A 22124-nucleotide genomic window follows, 5' to 3' on the forward strand; every position below is an offset into this window, starting at 1 on the left:
CGGCCCGTGGGGACGGGGGGCGGGCCCTTCTGACGGATCAGGCCGGACTCGGAGTGCCGTGTCCGGTCGGCTCCGCGAGCGGGGTCTGGTACGTGCAGCTGCAAGGCGGAGGAGGGCGACGACGCGGAGCGTCGGCAACCAACGACAACGCAGCAGATGCGCGTGCCAGACCACGCGACTCCGGCAGGATCCGTCAGAAGGGCCCGGAGGCGGGGCTCGGCGTCCGCCGATGCCGAGCCCGTGCCTGGGTCGGTCCTGCGCGGACCGGACGCTTAGCTGAGGTGCAGCTGCTGACCCGGGTAGATCAGGTTGGCGTCCTTGACGATGTCCTTGTTCTTCTCGAACAGCTGCTGCCAGGTCGTGTCGTGCGCCTCGGCGATCTTGCTGAGGGTGTCACCGGACTCGACCTTGTACTCGCCGTCGCCCTTCTCGACCTTGTTACCGGTCGGGGTGGTGACGGTGTCCTGCTTCGGAGCCTCCTGCTTCGGAGCCTCCTGCTTGGGGGCCTCCTGCTTCGGGGCCTCCTGCTGCTGCGGCTGCTCGCGCTGCTCGGAGCGGTCCGCACGCTGCTGGGTGTCCTGCTGCTGCGAGGACGAGTCGTCCGCGCCACCCTCGTTCGGGGTGGAGGACAGGCCGGAGCCGCAGTTCGGCCAGGCACCGCTGCCCTGCGAGGCGAGAACCTTCTCGCCGACGGCTATCTGCTGCGCCTTGGAGGCCTGGTCGGCGGTGGAGGCGTACTGGTCGCCGCCGTAGGCGGACCAGGTGGAGGACGAGAACTGCAGGCCACCGTAGAAACCGTTGCCGGTGTTGGTGGACCAGTTGCCACCGGACTCGCACTGCGCGACCTGGTCCCACTCGGACGTGGTCGCGGCGGAGGCGGACGTGGCACCCATCAGCGGCACGGCGACGGCGGCAGCGGCGACTCCGCCGAGCGTGGCGACGCGAACGGCCTTGGACGGGCGGCGGTGCTTGTTCTTGCCGGAAAACAGCATGGAGATATCTCCTCACCGACGCCTGCGAGGTGAGCTGTCGGGTTCGGACCAGTGAGTGCCCGGCAGACGCATCCTTGTGCGCTGCTTAACCCCAAGCCCGTCCGGTCTCCCGGAAAGGCGGCTTACCTGGGTCCCCCGCTCCTGCCTACGGCGCTTACGCGTCGACTGTTCCCGTACGGACGTTGGCAGGATTCGGCGTGACGTCCATCGGGGCCCGCTGAAGCGAGCGGTCACGAACGTAAGCGGTCGATCCGTCCGATTTCAAAGTCGATCAGGGGCTTTGAGACCCATGTCTCACTCGCTCGACATCGGACAAAGCCCCTCGAACCGGCCCGAACTCCCGCTACCTTTTGTCCGATCCGTCCCCAAGATCCAGGCTCTGACCAGGAAGGATGAGGTCTGGGTCGGTACCGACCGTCTCCTTGTTCCGCTCATAGAGCGCGTCCCATCCGCCGTGCACGTCCTGGGCCTTCGCGATGCCCCAGAGGCTGTCGCCGGCGTGGACCTCGTACGTGTCGCCGGCGCGCTTGTCGTCGCGCGAGGCGTGACGGCCCTCTCCCGTACGGGAGTCGGAGCCGCCACCGTCGTCGTCGGCGGCGCGATCGCCGCGGTGACGGCCGGACGTGGCGTCGTCCGGGGCCTCACCGGAGGGGGAGGCGGACGGCGAGGCCGTCTCGGAGGCGGCGTCGTCAGAAGGCGCGTGGGACTTGTCACTTGACGGGCTCGGAGAGTCCTCGCCCTGGTTACCGGAGGTATCGCCCGACTCGCCCGCCGAGGGGGCGTCCGACGGGTCGGAGCCCTCGGGGTCGTCGTGACCCTTGTCTCCCGAATCCGCGGAATCCGTCGAGTCCTCCGGGTTCGCCGAATCCGCCGAATCCGTCGCGTCCGTGGAGCCGGTGTTGTCGGCGCTCTCGTCGACACCCTCGTCCGCCTTGTCGCCGGCATCGGTGTCGGACGACGACTCGGAAGGCTGCGGCGACGCGGACACACCCGGGTCGACGTTCGCCGAGTCGTCGTCGTTGGTAAGACCCGACGTGAGCGAGCACATCGGCCAGGCGCTCACGCCCTTGGCGTCGAGGACCTTCTCGGCGACGGATATCTGCTGCGAGCGGCTGGCCTGGTCGGCACGCGGGGCGTAGTCGAGCCCTCCGTACTGCTCCCATCTCTCCTGCGTGAACTGGAGACCGCCGTAGTAGCCGTTACCGGCGTCCAGGCTCCACTGCCCACCGCTCTCGCACTCGGCGAGCTTGTCCCACGCCTGCGTGGTCGCGGCGCTCGCGCCGCTCGCGGCGAACAGCGGGATCGCGATGGCGCTGCCGGCGACTCCGGCGGCGACGACGAGAGCAGGGGCCTGACGGGGGCGACGGTGTCGACCGTTCCCGGAGAGCATGCGGTTGCCTTTCGCGAGACTGATGCTGCTACGCGCGACGGGTGGTGCAAGTGGTGCGGGTTGTGCATGTGTCGCGATGATCCGTGAACGTAGCGGCACTCGAACTCCTGTCACAAGTCGATGCAGCGTAGATCACGTGAAAGTCACATTGTTGACGGTCCGTCAGTTCCGGAATGTTCTGCACCCCGCGAACTGTGCGACGAATCCACACAGTTCGCGGCAATCCAGGCCACCCGCTTTCAGGCGGCCGCCCCACCACCGACCCGCATACCGGAGGAATCCGTACCGCCCTCACCGACGCTGGTGATGATCCGGAAGGGAGGCACAACGGAACGCCTGTACACCGGTTCGCCCCGCTCCGCCGCGTGGAGCACCGCCATGACCGCAGGCCACGCCCCCTTCTTCCACCAGGACAGCTGACGCTCCCGGATCGCACACGTCGGCCCCCAGGTAGGCGGCAGGTCCGTCCAGCTCAGCCCGTTCCGCAGCCGGTGCAACATGCCGTTGAACTGCTGGCGGATGTCGTACTTGCTCGTGAAGTGGCGCTTGGTGAAGAAGGGGCGGAGCGCTGCGAGAACCTCCAGCCATTCCTCATCCGTGGGATCCGGCGGCACCAGCGTGCCGGTCTCTTCGTGCCACGCGCCGACTGGGCATCTGGATCCCTTCTTGTAGAGATCCTCGCGCGTCGAGCAGTGCACTTCGACATCGAACGCCTCGAACAGCTCACGTACTTGTACAGGCCCTAGGGCCGCGATACAGGAGGCTCCGATTGCGATGGTGTCCAGCAGCTCGTCACGCCGCGCGTCGTGCGCTTCCCGCCCGGCAAGCCACTCTGCTGCCACGACCCGCTGGCGGCGCAGATCGTCGAGTTCCTCCTGCATGCGCTCAGCAGCCGCCTGCAGGACGACCGGAGCGACTCCTGCCGCAACGTACTCCGGCATCTCGCGCAGCAGTAGCTCCTCGTGGCACGCGACTGCCTGGTCGATCTCTCGCATCCGTCGCTCGTACTGCACACGGTCACCGGACGCAGCCGCATACCGGTCCCGGATCGCGCCGCCAGCCAGACACTCTTTGTCGCGGAGCAGACCGAACAACCCACCCAGGACAGCTGCTTCGATTTCGTCGGCCCGAAGATTGGGTTCGCAGCACAGCCCCGTCAGCCGCCCTCGGCACCGGTACACCCGGCGGTCCCCCTCGGTCGCGCCGAAGTACGTCTCACCGCACTCCCCGTGGAGCCGACCGGAAAGGGGGTAGGCGCGGTTGCTGCGGCGGCCGTTCTGGAAACCTGTCCTCCGGAGCGCCTCCATCAGTTGTCGCGCCCGCTTCTGCGTCAGGATGGGCGGCACCCCGATCCTGACCGGGGTGCCGTGCAGCGGATCGCCGCTCTCCGTCCGCCGGGTGTTGCTGCGCGAGGCCCCGCGGCTCGTCTTCCGATACACCACGTATCCCTGGTGGATGGTCTCGCCGCTCAGCCGGGCACGGAGGTTCGCCGCTTCCCAGGGCCGACCGCTCCGCGTCGGCATTCCTCTTTCGTTGAGCTCGGCTGCGGCCTGACCACAGTTCATGCCTTGGTCGATCAGCAGCGCGGCCGCGACGCTGATCACCGCCGACTCCCGTTCGTCCGTGACGAGAACGGACAGAGCCCTGCGCCCACCGTCGACGTCCACCACATCGGAGGCGATCCGGTACCCGTAGGGCGCCGGCCCGCCGGGCCAGCCTCCGTAGGAGATCGTCGACTCACGGCCCGCTACGGTGCGTTGCCGGATCCGGCGCCATTCCATGTCCGAGTAGGAGACGTGCCGACGGAACTCGGCCCACCCCGCTTCGGTGCTCGTATCAATCTCCTCCAGAACCGATACGACGTGGACGCCCAGGTCCGCCATGTCCCAGGCCCACTGATAAGCAGCTCGGGCCGTCCTTCCCACCCGATCCACGCTCGAGACGAGGACCCGATTGAAGTTGCCGGAGCGGGCATCGCGCACCAACTGCTCCAGGCCCGGCCGAAGTCGCTGCACGCCGGACGCGGCTTCGTCCGTGTACTCACCGAAAACATCGGCATCCGGATGGGCGGCGAGCCAGGCTTTACAGTGTCCGCCCTGCTCCTCCAGGCCGGACCCTTCCAACTGGCCCGGTGTGGACACACGGCGGTACGTGACCACCCTCAATCGTTCTTCACCGGCGGAAAACAGGGATGCCACAATGGCCATGTGCAGTCCTCTCGCGACTGTTCCAATCTCGGGGTGGTAGGACACCGCCGGGATCTGTCCGGCCCCGGAGTGCTCACTCCGGGGCCGGTTCACGTCGCTCACGCTACGTGACGTCGTGCACACATGTGGTGGGATCGGGAATTACCCCCAACTCCCCTTTTGGTCCGGCCACTTCACCCCATATGACCCTGTTACGGAGTGAAGGACACCGGCAGACTTCTGAGCCCACGCATGATCAGGCCTCCGCGCCAGCGCAGCTCCGCGGGGTCCGCGGCGAGTTTCAGGTCGGGGAAGCGGTCCATGAGGGTCGCCAAGGCGGTGCGCGCTTCGAGGCGGGCGAGCGGGGCGCCGAGGCAATAGTGGATGCCATGGCCGTAGCCGAGGTGGGGATTGGTGCGCCGGTCCAAATCCAGTACGTCCGGGTGCTCGAAGCGAGCTGGATCACGGTTGGCCGCAGCCAATACCACCAGTACAGGCTCCCCCGTCGCGATGCGCTGCCCGCCGATCTCCAAGGGCTGGGTCGCGAAGCGCCAGGTGGCGAATTCCACTGGGCCGTCATAGCGCAGCAGTTCCTCGACCGCCGCATCCAGGACCGAAGTATCTCCCTGGGCGGCCGCCGCCCGGAATTTCCGCATCTGCTCTTGGTCTCTCAGCAGGGCATGCGTGCCGTTGCCGATCAGGTTGACCGTGGTTTCAAACCCAGCCAGCAGAAGCACGAAACACATCGCCGCCACCTCGTTCTCCGTGAGGTGTTCGCCGTGGTCGGAGGCGCGGATCAGGTCGGAGATCAGGTCGTCGGTGAGGGCGCCGCGCTTGCGGTGGATCAGGTCCACCAGGTACGCGCGGATCCGCTTCACCGCCCGCCCCACCCCGCCGCGCGGTCCGCCGCCGTGGCGGATCATCATGCCCGCCCACTCGCGGAAGTCGTCCTGGTCCTCGCGGGGGACGCCGAGCAGGTCGCAGATGGCGTAGATGGGGAGGGGGAAGGCGAAGTCGTGGATCAGGTCGGCTTCGCCCTTGGTCGCGAAGGCGTCGATGAGGTCGTCCGTCAACTGCTGGACGCGTGGTGCGAATTCGGCGACCCGGCGCGGGGTGAACGCCTTCGAGACGAGGCGGCGCAGGCGGGTGTGGTCCGGCGGGTCGATGTTGAGGAGGTGGGTCGTCAGCTCGGCCTTGCGTTCGCCGGGGATGCCCGTCTTGCCCTTGGCGTGGCTCGGCTCGTCGTGGTGGTCCGCGTTCTTGCTGAGCCGTGGGTCGGCGAGCGCCTGGCGGGCGTCGGCGTACCGGGTGACCAGCCAGGCCTCGACGCCGCTCGGCAGCGTGGTGCGGTGCACGGGGGCGTGCTCGCGCAGCCAGGCGTAGGCGGGGTACGGGTTGCTGGCGAACTCCCAGCTGAAGAGTTCGGGGGCGCTGGAGGGGGTGGGGCTCTCGGTCACCACCTGACCGTAACCGGCCCCGGGCCCCTACTCGTCGGTGAGCCCCTCGGTGGTCCGCACCGCGTCCCGGTAGGCGCGGGCGGCGGCTCTGAGTGCCGCCTCCGGGTCGACGCCCTCGGACTCGGCGCGCAGGGCGAGGGTCAGGAGTTCGTAGCCGATGCCCTCTCCGGTGGGGACCGGTACGTCCAGGCCCGCCGTGCGCACCCGGGAGCCGAGCTTGGCGGCGAGGGCGAGGCCCGGCTGGCCGACCGGGACGCCGTCCGTGACCGAGGCGCGGCGCTTCTCCTCCGCCTTGGTGCGCAGCCAGTGTTCCTTGACCTCTTCGGGCGTCGTGGCGGTGTCGTCGCCGAAGACGTGCGGGTGGCGGTGGATGAGCTTGTCGACGATGCCGCCCGCCACGTCGTCCACCGAGAACGGCTCGTCGGCGTCCTCCTCGGCGATGCGCGCGTGGAAGACGACCTGGAGGAGTACGTCGCCGAGCTCCTCGCGCAGCTCGTCCCGGTCATCCGTCTCGATGGCCTCGACGAGCTCGTACGCCTCCTCGATCGTGTACTTGGCGAGGTCCTCGTGGGTGCGCTGCTTCGACCAGGGGCATTCGCGGCGGATGCGGTCCATGACCTGGACGAGGTCGAGGAGGCGGGCGCCGGGCAGGTCGTAGGAGCCGGGGAGCAGTTCGAGGTTCGGCATCTGTTCGCGGCCCGAGCCCGCGAGGCGCGCCAGGCCGTCCGTGAGCTGCCGGTCGCCCTCGGCCGTGGCGAGGACGACGAGCGTGCGCCCGCCGTCGGCGCAGCGGTCGACGAGCTCACGGGCGGTGGGCGAGGCGACCGTGACCTGGACTCCCGCGTCCTTCACATACGGCAGCTGCGGGTGCGCGGCCTCGGCGCACAGCACCTCGTCGGCCGTGCGCAGCGCCTGCCATGCCTGCCAGGAGAGGAGGCCGGGGGCGACCCGGTGGCTGGTGGTGAGCAGGACGACGCGGCCGGCGGTGTCGGCGGGGGCGTGGGGGTCGTGCGCCTCGGGTTCGTTCACCCCTCGAACGTAACCCAAGCCACTGACAACCCCGCCTCCCCCGGGCCTACGTGGTCTGCTGCTCGGCCGGGGCTTCCTTGGTGATCTGCTTCAGCCACGGCGTCTTCGCGTCGACCCGGCTGTTCTTGGTGACGTCCCAGGTCCCGTAGCGGGGGTTGAGGTCGACGTTCAGTTCCTTGGAGGCGCTGGAGAGGGCCTTCCAGAAGACGGCCTTGCCCTGGGGGGTCTGCATGTCGGCGCCGAGCGCGGTCGACAGCTTCTGTGCCTCGATCTCGGTGCGCAGGCTCTCGGTGAGCCGCTGCGGCGGGATGTTGTACTGCTGCAGCCAGGCGACCTCCAACTCCTTGGTGCCGCCTGCCTGTTGCTCCAGGCCGGAGCGCATGCTCTGCATCTCCTTGCGGGTGACGGAGATGCCCGCGTCGGTGGCGGCGCGGTGCAGGACCCGGTCGAGGACCATCGTGTGCAGCGTGTTGCGGGTGAGGCCGCCGGTCTTGGCGATGGCCTGTTCGTACTGGGCGGTGTCCTTGGTGGCGGTCTGTTGCGCGTCCCGCACCTCGTTCACCCGGTTCTCCAGTTGGGAGACGGTGATCCGCTGGCCGCCGACGACGGCCGCGGCACCGGGGTGCGCTTCGTTGCCGCAGGCGGTGAGGGCGGGGACGGCGGCGATGGCGGCGGCTGAAAGGGCAACTACGGTGCGGCGGTGCAAGGTGGGCCTCCCTGCGAAGAGTTTGTGCGTCGGTGCACAAAGTCCGGCGATGATCGATGTTAGGCAGTGACCGCTTGCGCGGCCACCGTTTCGACAACGATTCGCCATGAGTTGAGGTACCGGACGTACGGGAAGCCGCGGCGGATCAGCCTCTGACCTGTCCCAGCCACTGCAGTGTGCGGCGCACTTCCGCGGGGAACGGGTGGCCGGGTCCGTGCAGTCGTTCGGCGTCGTGCAGCAGCCGGGTCAGCGTCTCGTGGGCCGCGCCCCGGTCGCCTACGGAGAGCAGCAACTGGCCGATGCGGCGCCGTACTTCGAGGGCGAGCCTGAGGTCCGTGGTCGCGTACTGGTTCTCGTAGTACGGGAGGAGGGAGCGGTATTCGGCGAGCGCCGCGGCGGGTTCGCCGAGGGCTTCCAGGCATTGCGCGGCCTCGTAGCGGAACTGGAGGGACTGCGGATCGGCGTGGCCGGCCTCGGCGGCGCGTTCGTCGGCGAGTCGGCGCAGTTCGGGCAGGGCGCGCCGGTACTGGCCGTCGTCCATGAGGGTGGCCGCGTACTGCTTGCGCAGGGTGCGGACGACGGGTGAGTGCTCGCCGTGCTGGGCGGCCGCGGCGGGCAGGATCGCGCCGAGGATGTCGACGGCTTGCGTGATGCGGCCCTCGCCGAGCAGCACCTTCACCTCGTCGACGGCGCGTGCCACGTCGGGGCGGTCGCCCTGGAGGTCGGTTCCGGCGGGCTGCGGTGCCGGGGTGACGGCGCGGTCGGGCCAGGGGGCGTGCGGGCGCAGGAAGGGGCGGGTGGGGTCGAGCGGATGTCCGGTGGGCACGCCGCGCGCGGGCAGCAGCGGGAGCAGTTCCTCGTACGTCTGCTGGGCGGAGGCGGGGCGGTCCTGCGGGTCCTTGGCGAGCAGGCGCAGCACCAGGTGTTCCAGGGCCTGCGGTACTTCGGGGCGCAGTTGGCGGACCGGGACGGGGGCCTCGTAGAGGTGGCGGTGGAGGATGCCGAGGGCGGTGCTGCCCGCGAACGGGACGTCGCCGCTGAGGAGTTCGTGCAGCAGCACGCCGAGCGCGTACAGGTCGGTGTGCGGGCCGACGGCGCCGCCCATCGCCTGTTCGGGCGCCATGTAGGCGGGGGTGCCGATGGGTGATCCGGTGTGGGTGAGGCGGGTGGTGTCGGTGTCGAGGACGGAGGCGACGCCGAGGTCGAGGACGGTGAGCGTGCCGTCCTGCTTGACCATGACGTTCCGTGGCTTGAGGTCGCGGTGCACGATCGGCACCGCGTGCACGGCGGAGAGCACGGCGCACAGTTGCGCGGCGACCGCGACCGCCCAGGGCCAGGGGAAGGGGCTGTGCTCGGCGAGGTGGTCGGCGAGGTCGGCCCCGTCGATGTACTGCATGACGAGGTAGAGCTCTTCGCCCTCGGCGCCCGCGTCGTGCACGGTGACGAGGCCGGGGTGGTCGACCTGTGCCGTGACCCGGCATTCGCGCAGGAAGCGGCGGCGCAGTTCGTCGGCCTCGGCGCCGGCGACGCGGTCGGGGCGCACGAGCTTCACGGCGACGCGGCGGTCGAGGCGCTGGTCGTACGCCGTCCAGACCTGGCCCATGCCGCCCTGGCCGATGAGCATGGACAGTTCGTAGCGCTCGGCGACGACGCGGCCGCCCTCCGCCGAGGAGGGAGCGGGCCCGGTCACTGGCCGCCGTCCTGCTTGCGCAGGTAGTCGCTCAGCTCGTCGAGCTCGGCGCGGACCTGGTCGATGCGGTGCGGCGGCGGGGCCTGGTTCTGCGGCGGCGCGGGCGGCGGGGCGGGTGTGGGCGCGGGTGTGGGCGGGGGCGCGGGTGTCGGCGTGCCCATGGTCTGTGTGGGCATCGCGTGGGGTTGCGGCGGTGCGGTGGGCCAGGGCTGCCGCGGTTGTGGTTGCGGGTGTCCGTAGGCGGACGGCCCGGACGGTGCCCTCGGCGCGTACCCGCTCGGCGGGGGTCCGGTGGGCAGCCTGCGTATGTCGTAGACGAGGAAGTACACGGCGCTGCCCAGCGCGAGGAGCAGCAGCAGGGCGAGGGCGACGTCGGTGCGCGTGTCCTCCTCCGGCAGCGAGCCGACGATGGCGAACAGCGTGATGCTGACCGGCAGCGAGGCGATGGCCAGGGCCCAGTCGAGCGGCCTGCGCCGCAGCGCCGCGATGCGGAACAGCGGCGCGCAGGAGAGCAGGCCGCACGTCAGCACGGACAGCGCGGGGAACAGCACCCTCAGGGTGATGGCCGCTCCGTCGCTATCGCGTCGGGGCGGCACCGCGCCGGGCCCGTACATGGCAGCTCCTGGTCACTTGTCCGGGGTAGAACACACGGCAAGGCGATGCCGGTTCCTTCGAGCGTATAGGCGGACTCGGACAACGGGCCCGGGGTTGTACGGAACGGATGTCGCTCCGCTCACACCCGGTTCGGCGGAACGGTTGCCTCCGGGTGTCGCCGGTCCGTTCCTACGCCACGGGGCTCTGCCCCGGACCCCGCTGCTCAATCGCCGCAGGGGCTTGAATTGCCGGGCCCGAGCCTCAAGAGCCGGCGGAGCCTATTGGTGGTCCGGAGGCAGGGTGCCCGCTGTCAGGCCGTCGTGGAGGCCCTGGACGAGTTGTTCGCCTAGGCGGGCCGCGCGGCGGAGGGTGTCTTCGAAGGCGGCCAGGGATTTGAACCGTTCGCCGTAACCCGCCTGCTCGGCCAGGGGGAGGCGTGGGAGCTGGAGGCGGCGGACGTCGAGGCGGGTGGCGGTGGAGGCGTAGCTGGATGCCTGCCGGTTGTTGGCGGTGGAGCGCAGGAAGCCGGCGAGGAACCAGGGGTCGAGCGCGGTCGGTTCGGGCCGCAGCAGGGCAAGGCCTCTGCCGAGCGCGGCGCCCGCGTCCGCCTCGTCGACGACGCGGACGGCTGCGGCGCCGCCGACCACCGGCACGACGACGTCCCCGGCTTCGAGGATCACGGGGTCGTCGTCCGCTGCGTGGGCGCCGGAGGGCGCGGTGCTCGTCAGCACGTCGTGGTCGGTGAGCACGGGTACGCGTGCGTGCCCGCCCGGTCCGCCGCCCGTCGCCGCGGTGCGCAGCGACAGGGCTCCCGCGCGCGCGAGTTCGCCGACCGTGGTCAGTGGCCAGCGGGCCGGGGGCGTGGCGTCGGGGACGGCCGGCGGGGCGAGCTTCGTGGTCAGCCGCAGCGTGTCGGCGAGCTCCTCGCGTACGGCGGTCAGCTGCGCGGCGCCGCCGCCCGCGGCCGGCGGGGGCAGGCGGCGGGCGGGCGCGAGGTCGACCTCGTCGTCGAGCAGGTCGATGACGGGCACGGAGCGGGCCAGGCCCGGCTGCTCCTCCAGGGAGCCGTCCCGGTCGTGGGCGCGCCAGGCGTCGAGCACGGTGCTCCGCACCTCGTCCCACACCTGCTGCTCGCGTACGTCGCCGGACTCGGCGAGAGAGGCCGTGTCGACGAGCAGCAGCTCGGGGGCGGCGGGCGCGCCCGTGCCGGGGCGGCGCAGCACCCACAGGTGCAGCGGGATGTTGTTGGGCGGGACGGCTCCCGCGGGCAGCGCGATCACCGCGCGCAGGGCGCCGCGGCGCAGCAGGTCGGCGCGGATCCGGCGGCCCGAGCGGCGCGACGCGACGGTGGGCGGCATCAGGAGCACGGCGCTGCCGCCGTCCTTCAGGCGTGCCAACGCGTGCTGTACCCAGGCCAGTTCGGACTCGGTGCGGGCGGGGAGGCCGTACTCCCAGCGCGGGTCGTAGGCCAGCTCGTCGTGGCCCCAGCCGCGCTCGTTGAACGGCGGGTGGGCGAGGACGACATCGGCCCGTACGTCGCTCAGGGCGTCGGCGCGCAGGGTGTCGGCGACGGCGGTGCGCACGGCCGGGGCGTCCGTCCCGCCGTTGCCGTCGAGGGCGAGGCGGAGCGCGGTGAGCGCGGCGAGTTCGGCGGAGGCGTCCTGGCCGTAGAGGGTGCGGCCGGGCCGTGGGTCGTGGGCGCGCACGGCGTCGAGGAGGGCGCCGGTGCCGCAGGCCGGGTCGAGGGCGGTGGTGGCGGGTCCTGCGAGCGCGGCCATCAGTTCGGCGGGGCCCGGCGGGGTGAGCGTGTACTGGCGCGGGTTGGCGTCGAGATGCCGGCCGAGCAGGAACGCGAAGGTGCCGCGGGCGCCCAGTTCCGCGGCGAGTTCCGCGGCGCCGCGCAGCAGTGGCACCGACGGCAGCAGGTCGGCGGGCGACGGTGTGTCGACGGCCCGCTGGGTGGCGTGGCCGAAGCGTGGGGTGAGGATGCCTTCGAGGGAGGCCGAGAGGCGCTGGGCCAGGTCCCGGTCCTCGTCGGTCGCGGCGAGCGCGAGCCATTCCGTGGGCCGGTCGTGCACGAGCAGCAGGGCGCAGCCCGTGTGCAGGAGGGCTGCGACCGGGCCCGCCGGGTGCCCCGCGAGCTGCTGCCACACGCGCTCGCGCAGCGGGACCTCGGCGAGCTTGCCCTGGTCGCGCAGCCACTCCTCGACCTCGGTGAGCGCGAAGGAGGGGCTGGTCTCGGTGCCGCCGACCGGCCTGGGGAAGTCCGCGTGCCTGCGGCGCCAGTTGCTGACCGCGGCGCGCCCCACTCCGGCGAGCCGGGCGATTCCCGCGGCCGTCACCTCTGTCGCGTTGTCCTGCACCGAGCCGACCCCTCTCCGGACGTCTGTCCCGCCGATACGTCCTGACGTGGTTGTGCGACCGACCATACAGACTCCCGCGTAAGACCCGCATTCACAGCCGTGAGCGCATCAAGTTTCGTGAACGCGGTTGACTCGGTTCACAGGCAGTGCTGTTATTGCCTCAGCCAACCGCCGGATACATGGAAAGCCGGGGGGAGGTTGGCTCTCTCATCTCGGAGGAACAGCCATGTCCCAGACCCAGCAGCCCAACCAGCCTCAGCAGCACCCCCAGTACCCGCCGTTCCAGCAGCAGCCGCGCGTCGCACGCAACGGGCTGGGGACGGCCGCACTGATCCTCGGCGTCATCGGTGCCCTGTCGGGGCTGATCCCGCTGCTGTTCTGGCTGGCCGGGATCCTCGGCGTGATCGCCCTGATCCTCGGCCTGACGGGACGCGGCAGGGCGAAGCGCGGTGAGGCCACGAACAAGGGCATCGCCCTGACCGGCACGATCCTCGGCCTCGCGGCCATGGGCCTCGCGATCTTCGGTGCGTACACGACGTTCAAGGCGGTGGACGACGCCGTCGACGAGATCAACAAGTCGGTGTCCGACACGAAGGCCAAGAGCACGTCCGGCAAGGACTCCGGCGCCGACAAGTCCGAGGACAAGCCGGCCGACGGCAAGCCGCTCGCCGCGGGTGACTCGATCGTCTACGACGACGACCTGACCGTCTCCGTCTCCAACGCGGTCACGTTCAGCCCGAGCGAGTACGCGGCGGGCCACAAGAACGGCAATCACGCCTACAAGGTCACGGTGACCGTCATCAACGACTCCAAGGAGAAGTTCGACACGTCCCTGCTGACCACGAACGCCCGCTCGGGCAAGGACGGCGTCAAGGCGGAGCAGATCATCGACGACAAGGTCGCCATGGGCTTCGAGGGCACGGTCCTGCCCGGCAAGAAGGCCACGGTCGTCTACGGCTTCGACGCCCCGGCGGACGCGAAGAACCTGACCGTCGAGGTCACGCCGAGCTTCGACTACGACGGCTCGCAATGGGACCTGAAGCTGTAACCGGCTTCGGAAAATGGGGGGGAGTGGACGCGGCACGCGCTCAACGCGCGTGCCGCGTCCGCGTGTTCACAGCCGTGACGCACCGCACGCGTTCACAGGGTGTGCCGCACCCACACATTCGGCTCGACGTACACGGCGTAGCCGTGCTCGGGCTCGCAGCGCACCGGCACCAGCGCGGCGGGCACCTCGACGGGTCCCTCCTCCTCGAAGGGCAGCCCGGTCCACTCCCGCCACTCCTCCAGCGACCCCGCCACGACCATGGATACGGGCGCGACCTTCTCGATGACGCCGCCCGCCCGCACATGCACCCGCAGCCACGGATCGTGCGGCAGGCCGTCCGACTCCCGCACCCGGAACGCGTATTCGCCGATGGGCGCCCCTGGTTCGAGGTGCTTGGCGCTCGGCCGCACGGGCGCGGCGACCTCGCCGAACCCGCGGGCGCGCGCGTTCTCCCGCATCGCGGACAGCATCCGCCCCGACAGACCGCGCCCCTGGAGCCCCGGCGTGACGGCGATCTCGATGGCGCTCACGGTGTCGGGCGCGACCCCGGCGGCCCGGTCGGCGAACGCCCACCGCAACACCTGGTCCCAGCCGCCGTCCGGCAGCGCCCCACGCCCCTCGGCGTGCAGCGCGAACGGCACGCTGTACGCCTTGGCGACCACGGCCCCCGCGGCGTCCGTCGCCACGAACGCGTACTCGGGCAGCTCCTGCCAGATGCGCCTCAGGAAGATCTCGGCGCACAGGTCGTGCCCGATGAACGCGGGCCAGGTGTCCGGCATCGTCCACATGGGGAGCGCGAGTTCGGGACGCTCGGCGAGGGTGGTGATCGTCGGATCCGTACCCGGGTCGGGATTCATGCGCACATGGTGCAGCGGACGGGGCGGCACCGCAGCCGGTTTTCCGCCGGGTTCGGTCAGACGTAGACCCAGCGGTTGGAACCGGAGCTGAAGGTGCACTTGACGATCCGTCCGTTGGCGGCGTGCGTGGTGCGGCCGACGTCGGCGTTGCGGCAGAACTGGCCGGCGTTGTAGCAGTTGCCCGCGTTCGAGACGATCTCGCAGGTGGGGGCGGCCGGCTTCGGGGCGGCGGTCGTGCGGACGGGCGCCGGGGCCTTGGTCCGCGTCGGGGTGGGCGCGGGGGCCCGGGTCTTCACTCGCGTAGGCGTCGGAGTCGCCTTCGGCGTGGGCGAGTGCGTGGTGCGGGTCGGGCTGGGAGTCGGGGTGGGCGACTCCGTGGAGGGGGTGGGGCTCGGAGTCGGCGTCGCGGAGACGGACTTGCTGGGTCGCGCGTCGGCGGCGTCGTCCGTGCCGGAGCCGGCCCCGCAGGCGCCGACGGCCAAGGACAGCGCGACCGCCCAGGCGGCGGCGAAACCCGCGGAGCGTCTGCGTATCGACGACGACTGGCCAGATCTGTTGAGCATGTGGACCCCGTGTGGAGAAAACGTGAAGAACTGTAGTTGCCGCGCACAGTAATCCATGAGGCGCCGGACGGGGAGCCTGTTCGGTTATTTGGTGCCACGCAAAGCAGGTGGGGGCGGGCCGACGCCCGCCCCCACCTGTCCGTCGGCCCAGGCCTACGCCCCCAGGATCGAAGTCAGGAACTCCCCCACCCACGCCAGCAGTTCCCGGCCGACGACCGGCTTGCCGCCCATTTTCTTTGGCTTCGGGCGTGGGACGAGGAGCTGTCCGGTGGCCGGCTTGATGACCGTGCCGGGGTAGAGGCGCTTGAGGCGGAGTTCCTGGGACTCCCGCAGCTCCACCGACGCGAAGCGGACGTTGTTGCCCTGGAGCACGATCTCGCCGACCCCGCAGGCCCGCGCCAGCATCCGCAAACCCGCCACGAGCAGCAGGTTCTCCACCGGCTCCGGCAGCTTGCCGTAGCGGTCGACGAGTTCCTCGCGGACGTGCTTGACGTCCTCCTCCGTGTTCGCGGAGGCGATGGACCGGTAGGCCGCCAGGCGCAGCCGCTCGCCGGGCGCGTAGTCGTGCGGGACGTGCGCGTCGACCGGGAGCTCGATCTTGACCTCCAGCGGCGGCTCCTCCTCCACGCCGCCTTCGAGCGAGGCGCGGTAGTCCGCGACCGCCTCGCCCACCATGCGTACGTACAGGTCGAAGCCGACGCCCGCGATGTGCCCGGACTGTTCGCCGCCGAGCAGGTTGCCGGCTCCGCGGATCTCCAGGTCCTTCATCGCGACGTACATGCCCGCGCCCATCTCCGTGTGCTGGGCGATGGTGGCGAGGCGTTCGTGCGCGGTCTCCGTCAGCGGCTTCTCGGGCGGGTAGAGGAAGTAGGCGTAGCCGCGCTCGCGGCCTCGGCCCACGCGGCCGCGCAGCTGGTGCAGCTGGGAGAGGCCGAAGTTGTCGCCGCGCTCCACGATGAGGGTGTTGGCGTTGGAGATGTCGATGCCCGACTCGACGATCGTCGTGGAGACCAGCACGTCGAACTTCTTCTCCCAGAAGTCCACGACGACCTGTTCCAGGGCCTGTTCGGACATCTGGCCGTGCGCCGTCGCGATCCGTGCCTCCGGCACGATCGCCCGCAGCCGCGCCGCCGCCCTGTCGATGGACTCGACCCGGTTGTGGATGTAGAAGACCTGGCCCTCGCGCAGCAGTTCGCGGCGGATCGCGGCGCCGATCTGCTTCTCCTCGTACGGGCCGACGAAGGTGAGGACCGGGTGGCGCTCCTCGGGCGGCGTCGTGATCGTCGACATCTCGCGGATGCCGGTGACCGCCATTTCGAGCGTACGGGGGATGGGGGTCGCCGACATCGTCAGCACGTCGACGTTGGCCCGCAGCTTCTTCAGCTGCTCCTTGTGCTCGACGCCGAAGCGCTGCTCCTCATCGACGATGACCAGGCCGAGGTCCTTGAACTTGGTCTCGGAGGAGAAGAGCCGGTGCGTGCCGATGACGATGTCGACCGAGCCGTCCCGCAGCCCTTCGAGGGTCGCCTTGGACTCGGTCTCCGTCTGGAAGCGGCTCAACGCCTTGACCCTGACCGGGAATTGGCCGTACCGCTCGCTGAACGTACCGAAGTGCTGCTGGACGAGGAGGGTCGTCGGCACGAGGACCGCGACCTGCTTGCCGTCCTGGACCGCCTTGAAGGCGGCGCGGACCGCGATCTCCGTCTTGCCGTAGCCGACGTCGCCGCAGATCAGCCGGTCCATCGGGACCGTCTTCTCCATGTCCTCCTTGACCTCGGCGATCGTGGTCAGCTGGTCGGGCGTCTCCACGTACGGGAACGCGTCCTCCAGCTCCCGCTGCCAGGGGGTGTCCGTGCCGAAGGCGTGTCCCGGGGCCGCCATGCGCGCGCTGTACAGCTTGATCAGGTCGGCCGCGATCTCCTTGACGGCCTTCTTGGCCTTCGCCTTCGTCTTCGTCCAGTCCGCGCCGCCGAGGCGGTGCATGGTCGGCGCCTCGCCGCCCACGTACTTGGTGATCTGCTCCAGCTGGTCCGTGGGGATGTAGAGCCGGTCGCCGGGCTGGCCGCGCTTGGCGGGCGCGTACTCGACGACGAGGTACTCGCGGGTCGCGCCCTGCACCGTGCGCTGCACCATCTCGACGTAGCGGCCGACGCCGTGCTGCTCGTGCACGATGTAGTCGCCGGATTCGAGGGTGAGCGGGTCGATGGTCTTGCGGCGCCGCGCGGGCATCCGGGCGCCGTCCTTGCCGGCGGCCCGCTGCCCGGTGAGATCGGTCTCGGTGAGGACGGCGAGCTTCAACACCGGGTCCACGAAACCGAATTCGAGGCTGCCACAGGACACCTGGACGACGGACGGGGCGAGTTCGCCGAGGTCCTTCTCCAGGCGGGCCGCGATGCCCTCGCCGCCGAGCACCTCGACGGTGCGGGCCGCGGGGCCGTGGCCCTCGGTGACGTAGACCGCGCGCCAGCTGTCGGCGAGCCAGCCCTTGGTGTCGGCGAGCGCGCGGGCGGTGTCGCCGCGGTAGGTCTCGGGGGCGTGCATGCCGAGCTGAAGCGTGTCCGCGTCCGTGTCGACGGCGTCGGCCGCGAACGGGGACACCGACCACCACATCATCCCGAGCTCGCGCGCCCGGTCCCGGACGTCCGCGATGGCCCACAGGGACGCGGCGCCGACGTCGATGGGGGCCTTGCCGCCGGTGGCCGAGGCCGCCCACGAGGCCTGGAGGAACTCCTGGCTCGTGGCCACCAGGTCCGCGGAGCGCGTGCGCACCCGCTCCGGGTCGCAGACGATGGCCATCGACCCGGCCGGCAGCACGTCGAGCAGCAGCTCCATGTCGTCGACGAGGACGGGGGCGAGGGACTCCATGCCCTCGACGGCGATCCCCTCGGCGATCTTGCCGAGCAGTTCGCCCAGCTCCGGGTGCTGTTCGGCGAGCTCCGCCGCCCTGGCGCGGACGTCGTCGGTGAGCAGCAGCTCGCGGCAGGGCGGGGCCCACAGGCCGTGGTCGGCGATTTCGAGGGAGCGCTGGTCGGCGACCTTGAAGTACCGGATCTCCTCGATGTCGTCGCCCCAGAACTCGACGCGGAGGGGGTGCTCCTCGGTCGGCGGGAAGACGTCGAGGATGCCGCCGCGCACGGCGAACTCGCCGCGCTTCTCGACGAGTTCGACCCGGGCGTACGCCGCCGCGGCCAGCGCCTGGACGGTCTCCTCCAGGTCGGCGCTCTGCCCGGTGCGCAGGGCCACGGGCTCCAGGTCGCCGAGGCCCTTGACCTGCGGCTGCAGTACGGAGCGGATGGGCGCGACGACGACGGAGACCGGGCCGGTCTCGGGGTCGTCGGAGCGGGGGTGCGCGAGGCGGCGCAGCACGGCGAGGCGCCGGCCGACGGTGTCCGACCTCGGGCTGAGCCGCTCGTGCGGCAGCGTCTCCCACGACGGGTACTCGACGATCCCGCTCTCCGGCAGCAGCGAGCGCAGCGCGGCGGCCAGGTCCTCGGCCTCACGCCCGGTGGCGGTCACCGCCAGGACGGGCCGCTTCGCCTCGCGGGCGAGCGCGGCGATCGCGAAGGGGCGGGACGCGGGCGGCCCCACCAGGTCGACGTGCATCCGGTTGCCGTCCCCGGCGGCCTTCACCGCTTCAACGAGGGCCGCGTCCTTGACGACGGCGTCGAGCAGTCCGTGCAGGCTCATGGAGAAGATCCGTCCCGGGTCAGTGGGCAACGCGAAGGGCCCGACACGTGGCACGGGCCGGGGGTTCCAGCGTACGTCGCCGGGGAGCCCGTCACCCGTCAGTGGGAACGCGCTGGCCCAGAGGGGGGACGCGGGCTACCTTGGAACCACGGCCCTAGTCCGTGCCTAGTCCACTTATTCGGGAGAGCGCCATGGCTCCGCAGGAAGCCCAGCGGCAGTACAACGTCCACGACGCCAAGACCCACTTCTCCCGCATATTGCAACTGGTGGAGACAGGGGAGGAAGTCATCATCAGCCGGGCGGGGCATCCGGTGGCGAAGGTGGTTCCGCTCAAGGAAATGGTCAACCGCACCGACTACGGAGCGCTTCGCGGCCAGATCCACATCCCCGACGACTTCGATGAGCTTCCGGACGACATCGCCGAAGCCTTCGGGATGCGGTGACCACTCGATGGCGTATCTGATCGACACCCACATCGCGCTCTGGTGGCTCGGCGCCTCACCCGAGCTGTCCGAAGACCTCAAGGAACTGCTGCGGACGGAGCCCGCCGTGCACATGAGCGCGGTGACGCCCTGGGAGATCTCCCTCAAACACTCCCTGGGCAAGCTGGCGGAGGTGCCGGGACTGCCCGAGCGCGTCCGTGATCTGCAGTTCAAGCCGCTGCCCATCACCTTGGAGCACGGCATGCACGGCCACGCTCTCCCTTGGCTCCACCGCGACCCCTTCGACCGCATGCTCGTCGCCCAGGCACAGGCGGAGGACCTGACGATCATCACGCGCGACGCGTGGATCCCGAAGTACGACGTCCAGGTGCTGCGCGCCTGAAACGGGTGGGCCCGGGAAGCACATGCTCCCCGGGCCCGCCCCGTTCCCCCGTTCCCCGTCCCCCGTCCCCCCGTCACAGAAGCCCTACTCGGTCGCGATCGCGTTCAGTACGTTCATCCGCCCCGCCCGGAACGCCGGGATCAGCGCCGCGAACAGGCCCACGAAGGCCGAGGCGATGAAGACCGCGATGATCGTCGGCCAGGGGATCTCCAGGACGCCGAGGCCCTCAAGGGCCAGGAGCTGCTGGGCCGTCGCGCCCCAGCCCATGCCGAGCCCGAGGCCGAGGAGCGCGCCGAAGACGGCGATGACCACCGACTCCAGGCGGATCATGCGACGCAGCTGGCGACGCGAGAGGCCGATGGCCCGCATCAGGCCGATCTCGCGGGTCCGCTCGACCACCGAGAGGGCCAGCGTGTTCACGACGCCGAGCACCGCCACGATGATCGCGAGCGCGAGCAGCCCGTAGATCATGTTCAGGAGCTGGCCTATCTGGTCCTTCAGCGTCTGCTTGTAGTCGGTCTGGTCCTTGACGTGGACCGTCGGGTCGGCGGCGACCGAGGCCTTGAGCGCCTTGTACGCCTGGTCGGCCTTGCCGGGCGCCGCCTTGGCGAACATCATCCCGTTCAGCGGCATCCGGTCCGTCGGCACATACCGCTCGGCCGTCGTCAGGTTCGTGTACATGGCGCCCTTGTCGAACGTCGTGTCGTCCGACGTGACCGCCGCGACCTTCAGCTTCGCGGTGCGCCCGTGGTCGAAGGCGACGGTCATGGTGTCGCCGACCTTCACCCCGTGCTTCTCGGCGAAGCCGGAGCCGACCGACATCGCGTTCTTCCCGTAGGCCGCCGACAGTTCGCCGGAGGTCGTCTCGCGGCGCAGGTCCTGGGCGTAGGTGGGGGTGGCCGCGACCAGCTCCTCCGACTTCTTCGCGCCGTTCGGCGTGGTCAGGCGGGCCTCGACGTACTTGACCTCCGTGACATGGGAGACGTACCCGTCCTGCCGCACCTGCTTCAGGTCCTGGGCCGCCTGCGGCTTGATGCCGCCCTGGCCCTCGACGATGTAGTCGGCGCCGACCGACTTGTCGAGCTCGCTGGTCGCCGAGGCCACCATCGAGGAGCCGACGACGGAGAGGCAGGCGACGAGCGCGAGGCCGATCATCAGGGCCGCGCCGGTGGCGCCGGTGCGGCGCGGGTTGCGCAGCGCGTTGCGCTCGGCCATGCGGCCCACCGAGCCGAACATCCGCAGCAGCACGGCACTGATGACGCGGACCACGATGCCGGCGAGCAGCGGGCCCACCACCACGAAGCCGATGAGCGAGGCGACGATCCCGACGCCGAGCCACAGCGCGCCCTGGCTCGCCTTGTCGGCCTGCGCGGCGAGGTACAGCGCGAAGCCGCCGCCGCCCGTGAGGACGAGGCCGATGACGCCGCGCACGACGCCCGCCTTGACGTCGGCCGGGGTGCCCGCGTCGCGCAGCGCGGCCATCGGGGAGACCTTGCCCGCGCGGCGGGCCGGCAGATACGCGGCGAGGACGGTGACGACGATGCCGAGCAGCAGGCCGATCGCCGGGGTCGTCCACTTCACGGTGAGGTCGCCGGTGGACAGCTCCATGCCCATGGACGACATGAGCTTCATCAGGCCGACGGCCAGGCCCATGCCCGCGCCGACGCCGAGGACGGATCCGACGACGCCGAGCAGCAGCGCTTCGACAAGCACCGACCGGTTGACCTGCCTTCGCGAGGAGCCGATGGCGCGCATCAGGCCGATCTCACGGGTGCGCTGGGCCACCAGCATCGAGAACGTGTTGATGATCAGGAAGATGCCGACGAGGAAGGCGATGCCGGCGAAGCCGAGCAGCGCGTACTTGATGACGTCCATGAAGGAGCCGACGTCCGCCGCGTTGGCGTCCGCGGCCTCCTGCTGGGTCTGGAGCTTGTACGTGCCGCCGGTGTCGAGGGCCGCGGCGACGTCCTTCTTGAGCTGCGCGTCGCTGACGCCGCTGTCGGCGGCGACGCTGATCTGGGTGAACTGCCCGGTCCTGCCGAGAAGTTCGCGCTGTGCGGTCGCGGTGTCGAAGTAGACGACGGCCGCGCCGGGGTTGGTCACCTTGAAGGAGGCGATACCGGTGATCTTCGCCTTGAAGTCGCCGGTGGCGGCGATGGTGCGCAGCTCGTCACCCATCTTCAGGTGGTGCTTCTTCGCCGTGTCGGCGTCGACCATGACCTCGGTGGGACCGCGCGGCGCATGCCCGGAGGTGATCTCCATGGAACGCAGGTCGTTGTGCGTCCAGTTGCCCGCGATGGTGGGCGCTCCGGTGGTGGACCCCATGTTCTTGTTCTCGGAGTTCACCACGGTCACGTTCATCGAACTGACCGCGCCTTCGGCCGACTTGACGCCGCCAACCTTCCGGACGGTGGCGAGCGTGGCCGCGGGCAGGGCCTCGGGCCGCCCGGTGGCACTGCCCTCGGCCTCGGCGTCCTTGGGGCTGACGGTGACGTCGGCCGCGGTGGCGGTGAACAGCTTGTCGAAGGTCTTGTCCATCGTGTCGGTGAACACGAGGGTGCCGGTGACGAAGGCGACCGAGAGCAGCACGGCGACCGCCGAGAGGGCCATCCGGCCCTTGTGCGCGAAGAAGTTGCGCAGCGAGGTCTTCATGACGGTGTTGGCGCTCACGAGGTCCGTCCCCGGGTGTCGGGGCCGGCACCCGGCCGGCGCCCATCGGCGTGTGCGCGGCAGGCGC

Annotated in this window: 16 protein-coding genes and 1 riboswitch; of the genes, 3 read left to right on the forward strand and 13 right to left on the reverse strand. The window is 70.5% G+C overall.

Annotated elements, in window-relative coordinates:
- Nucleotides 1-272: 272 nt before the first annotated feature.
- The 9 genes from OKJ99_RS26025 to OKJ99_RS26065 all read right to left on the reverse strand — a co-directional run bounded on the left by OKJ99_RS26025 (nt 273) and on the right by OKJ99_RS26065 (nt 12407).
- Nucleotides 273-992, reverse strand: coding sequence for a transglycosylase family protein (locus OKJ99_RS26025; RefSeq protein ID WP_326019960.1), 720 nt, complete (start codon nt 990-992; stop codon nt 273-275).
- Nucleotides 993-996: 4 nt separating this feature from the next.
- Nucleotides 997-1155, reverse strand: a riboswitch (cyclic di-AMP (ydaO/yuaA leader).
- A gap of 180 nt (nt 1156-1335) precedes the next feature.
- Nucleotides 1336-2382, reverse strand: a complete 1047-nt coding sequence (locus tag OKJ99_RS26030; RefSeq protein WP_326019961.1) for a transglycosylase family protein — start codon at nt 2380-2382, stop codon at nt 1336-1338.
- A 239-nt stretch (nt 2383-2621) separates the two neighbouring features.
- Nucleotides 2622-4589 carry a recombinase family protein gene (locus tag OKJ99_RS26035; RefSeq protein ID WP_326019962.1) on the reverse strand — a complete coding sequence of 656 codons (1968 nt, stop codon included), beginning with the start codon at nt 4587-4589 and terminating at the stop codon, nt 2622-2624.
- A gap of 191 nt (nt 4590-4780) precedes the next feature.
- Nucleotides 4781-6025 carry a cytochrome P450 family protein gene (locus OKJ99_RS26040; protein WP_326019963.1) on the reverse strand — a complete coding sequence of 415 codons (1245 nt, stop codon included), beginning with the start codon at nt 6023-6025 and terminating at the stop codon, nt 4781-4783.
- Nucleotides 6026-6052: 27 nt separating this feature from the next.
- Nucleotides 6053-7054, reverse strand: a complete 1002-nt coding sequence (locus OKJ99_RS26045) for a nucleoside triphosphate pyrophosphohydrolase (RefSeq protein WP_326019964.1) — start codon at nt 7052-7054, stop codon at nt 6053-6055.
- A 46-nt stretch (nt 7055-7100) separates the two neighbouring features.
- Nucleotides 7101-7760 (reverse strand): SurA N-terminal domain-containing protein, encoded by a 660-nt coding sequence (locus tag OKJ99_RS26050; RefSeq protein WP_326019965.1) that lies wholly within the window; start codon nt 7758-7760, stop codon nt 7101-7103.
- Nucleotides 7761-7905: 145 nt separating this feature from the next.
- The gene (locus OKJ99_RS26055; protein ID WP_326019985.1) at nt 7906-9384 is read right to left on the reverse strand and encodes a serine/threonine-protein kinase; all 1479 of its coding nucleotides are present in this window, start codon (nt 9382-9384) and stop codon (nt 7906-7908) included.
- Between the two features lie 62 nt (nt 9385-9446).
- Nucleotides 9447-10064, reverse strand: coding sequence for a hypothetical protein (locus tag OKJ99_RS26060; protein WP_326019966.1), 618 nt, complete (start codon nt 10062-10064; stop codon nt 9447-9449).
- A gap of 258 nt (nt 10065-10322) precedes the next feature.
- Entirely contained in the window at nt 10323-12407 is a 2085-nt protein-coding gene (locus tag OKJ99_RS26065; protein WP_326019967.1) for an N-6 DNA methylase, read from the reverse strand.
- Between the two features lie 226 nt (nt 12408-12633).
- Here OKJ99_RS26065 and OKJ99_RS26070 point away from each other — a divergent pair, with 226 nt between their 5' ends.
- Entirely contained in the window at nt 12634-13455 is an 822-nt protein-coding gene (locus tag OKJ99_RS26070) for a DUF4190 domain-containing protein (protein ID WP_326019968.1), read from the forward strand.
- Nucleotides 13456-13547: 92 nt separating this feature from the next.
- On the opposite strand, the gene OKJ99_RS26075 is transcribed toward OKJ99_RS26070, so the two are convergent.
- The 3 genes from OKJ99_RS26075 to mfd all read right to left on the reverse strand — a co-directional run bounded on the left by OKJ99_RS26075 (nt 13548) and on the right by mfd (nt 18562).
- Nucleotides 13548-14312 carry a GNAT family protein gene (locus OKJ99_RS26075; RefSeq protein WP_326019969.1) on the reverse strand — a complete coding sequence of 255 codons (765 nt, stop codon included), beginning with the start codon at nt 14310-14312 and terminating at the stop codon, nt 13548-13550.
- A 56-nt stretch (nt 14313-14368) separates the two neighbouring features.
- A complete protein-coding gene (locus OKJ99_RS26080; RefSeq protein WP_326019970.1) occupies nt 14369-14875 on the reverse strand; it encodes a hypothetical protein in 507 nt (168 codons plus the stop codon).
- 153 nt (nt 14876-15028) lie between these two features.
- Nucleotides 15029-18562 (reverse strand): transcription-repair coupling factor, encoded by a 3534-nt coding sequence (mfd, locus tag OKJ99_RS26085; protein WP_326019971.1) that lies wholly within the window; start codon nt 18560-18562, stop codon nt 15029-15031.
- A 191-nt stretch (nt 18563-18753) separates the two neighbouring features.
- On the opposite strand from mfd, the gene OKJ99_RS26090 reads away from it, so the two are divergent.
- Nucleotides 18754-19005: a type II toxin-antitoxin system Phd/YefM family antitoxin gene (locus tag OKJ99_RS26090; RefSeq protein ID WP_326019972.1), complete on the forward strand. Its 252-nt coding sequence runs from the start codon at nt 18754-18756 to the stop codon at nt 19003-19005.
- 7 nt (nt 19006-19012) lie between these two features.
- Nucleotides 19013-19387, forward strand: a complete 375-nt coding sequence (locus OKJ99_RS26095; protein ID WP_326019973.1) for a type II toxin-antitoxin system VapC family toxin — start codon at nt 19013-19015, stop codon at nt 19385-19387.
- Between the two features lie 84 nt (nt 19388-19471).
- Here the strand turns inward: OKJ99_RS26095 and OKJ99_RS26100 are convergent, their stop codons facing one another.
- Nucleotides 19472-22039, reverse strand: coding sequence for an ABC transporter permease (locus OKJ99_RS26100; protein WP_326019986.1), 2568 nt, complete (start codon nt 22037-22039; stop codon nt 19472-19474).
- Nucleotides 22040-22124 lie beyond the last annotated feature (85 nt).

Source organism: Streptomyces endophyticus, from assembly GCF_035798155.1.
Taxonomy (GTDB): domain Bacteria; phylum Actinomycetota; class Actinomycetes; order Streptomycetales; family Streptomycetaceae; genus Streptomyces; species Streptomyces endophyticus.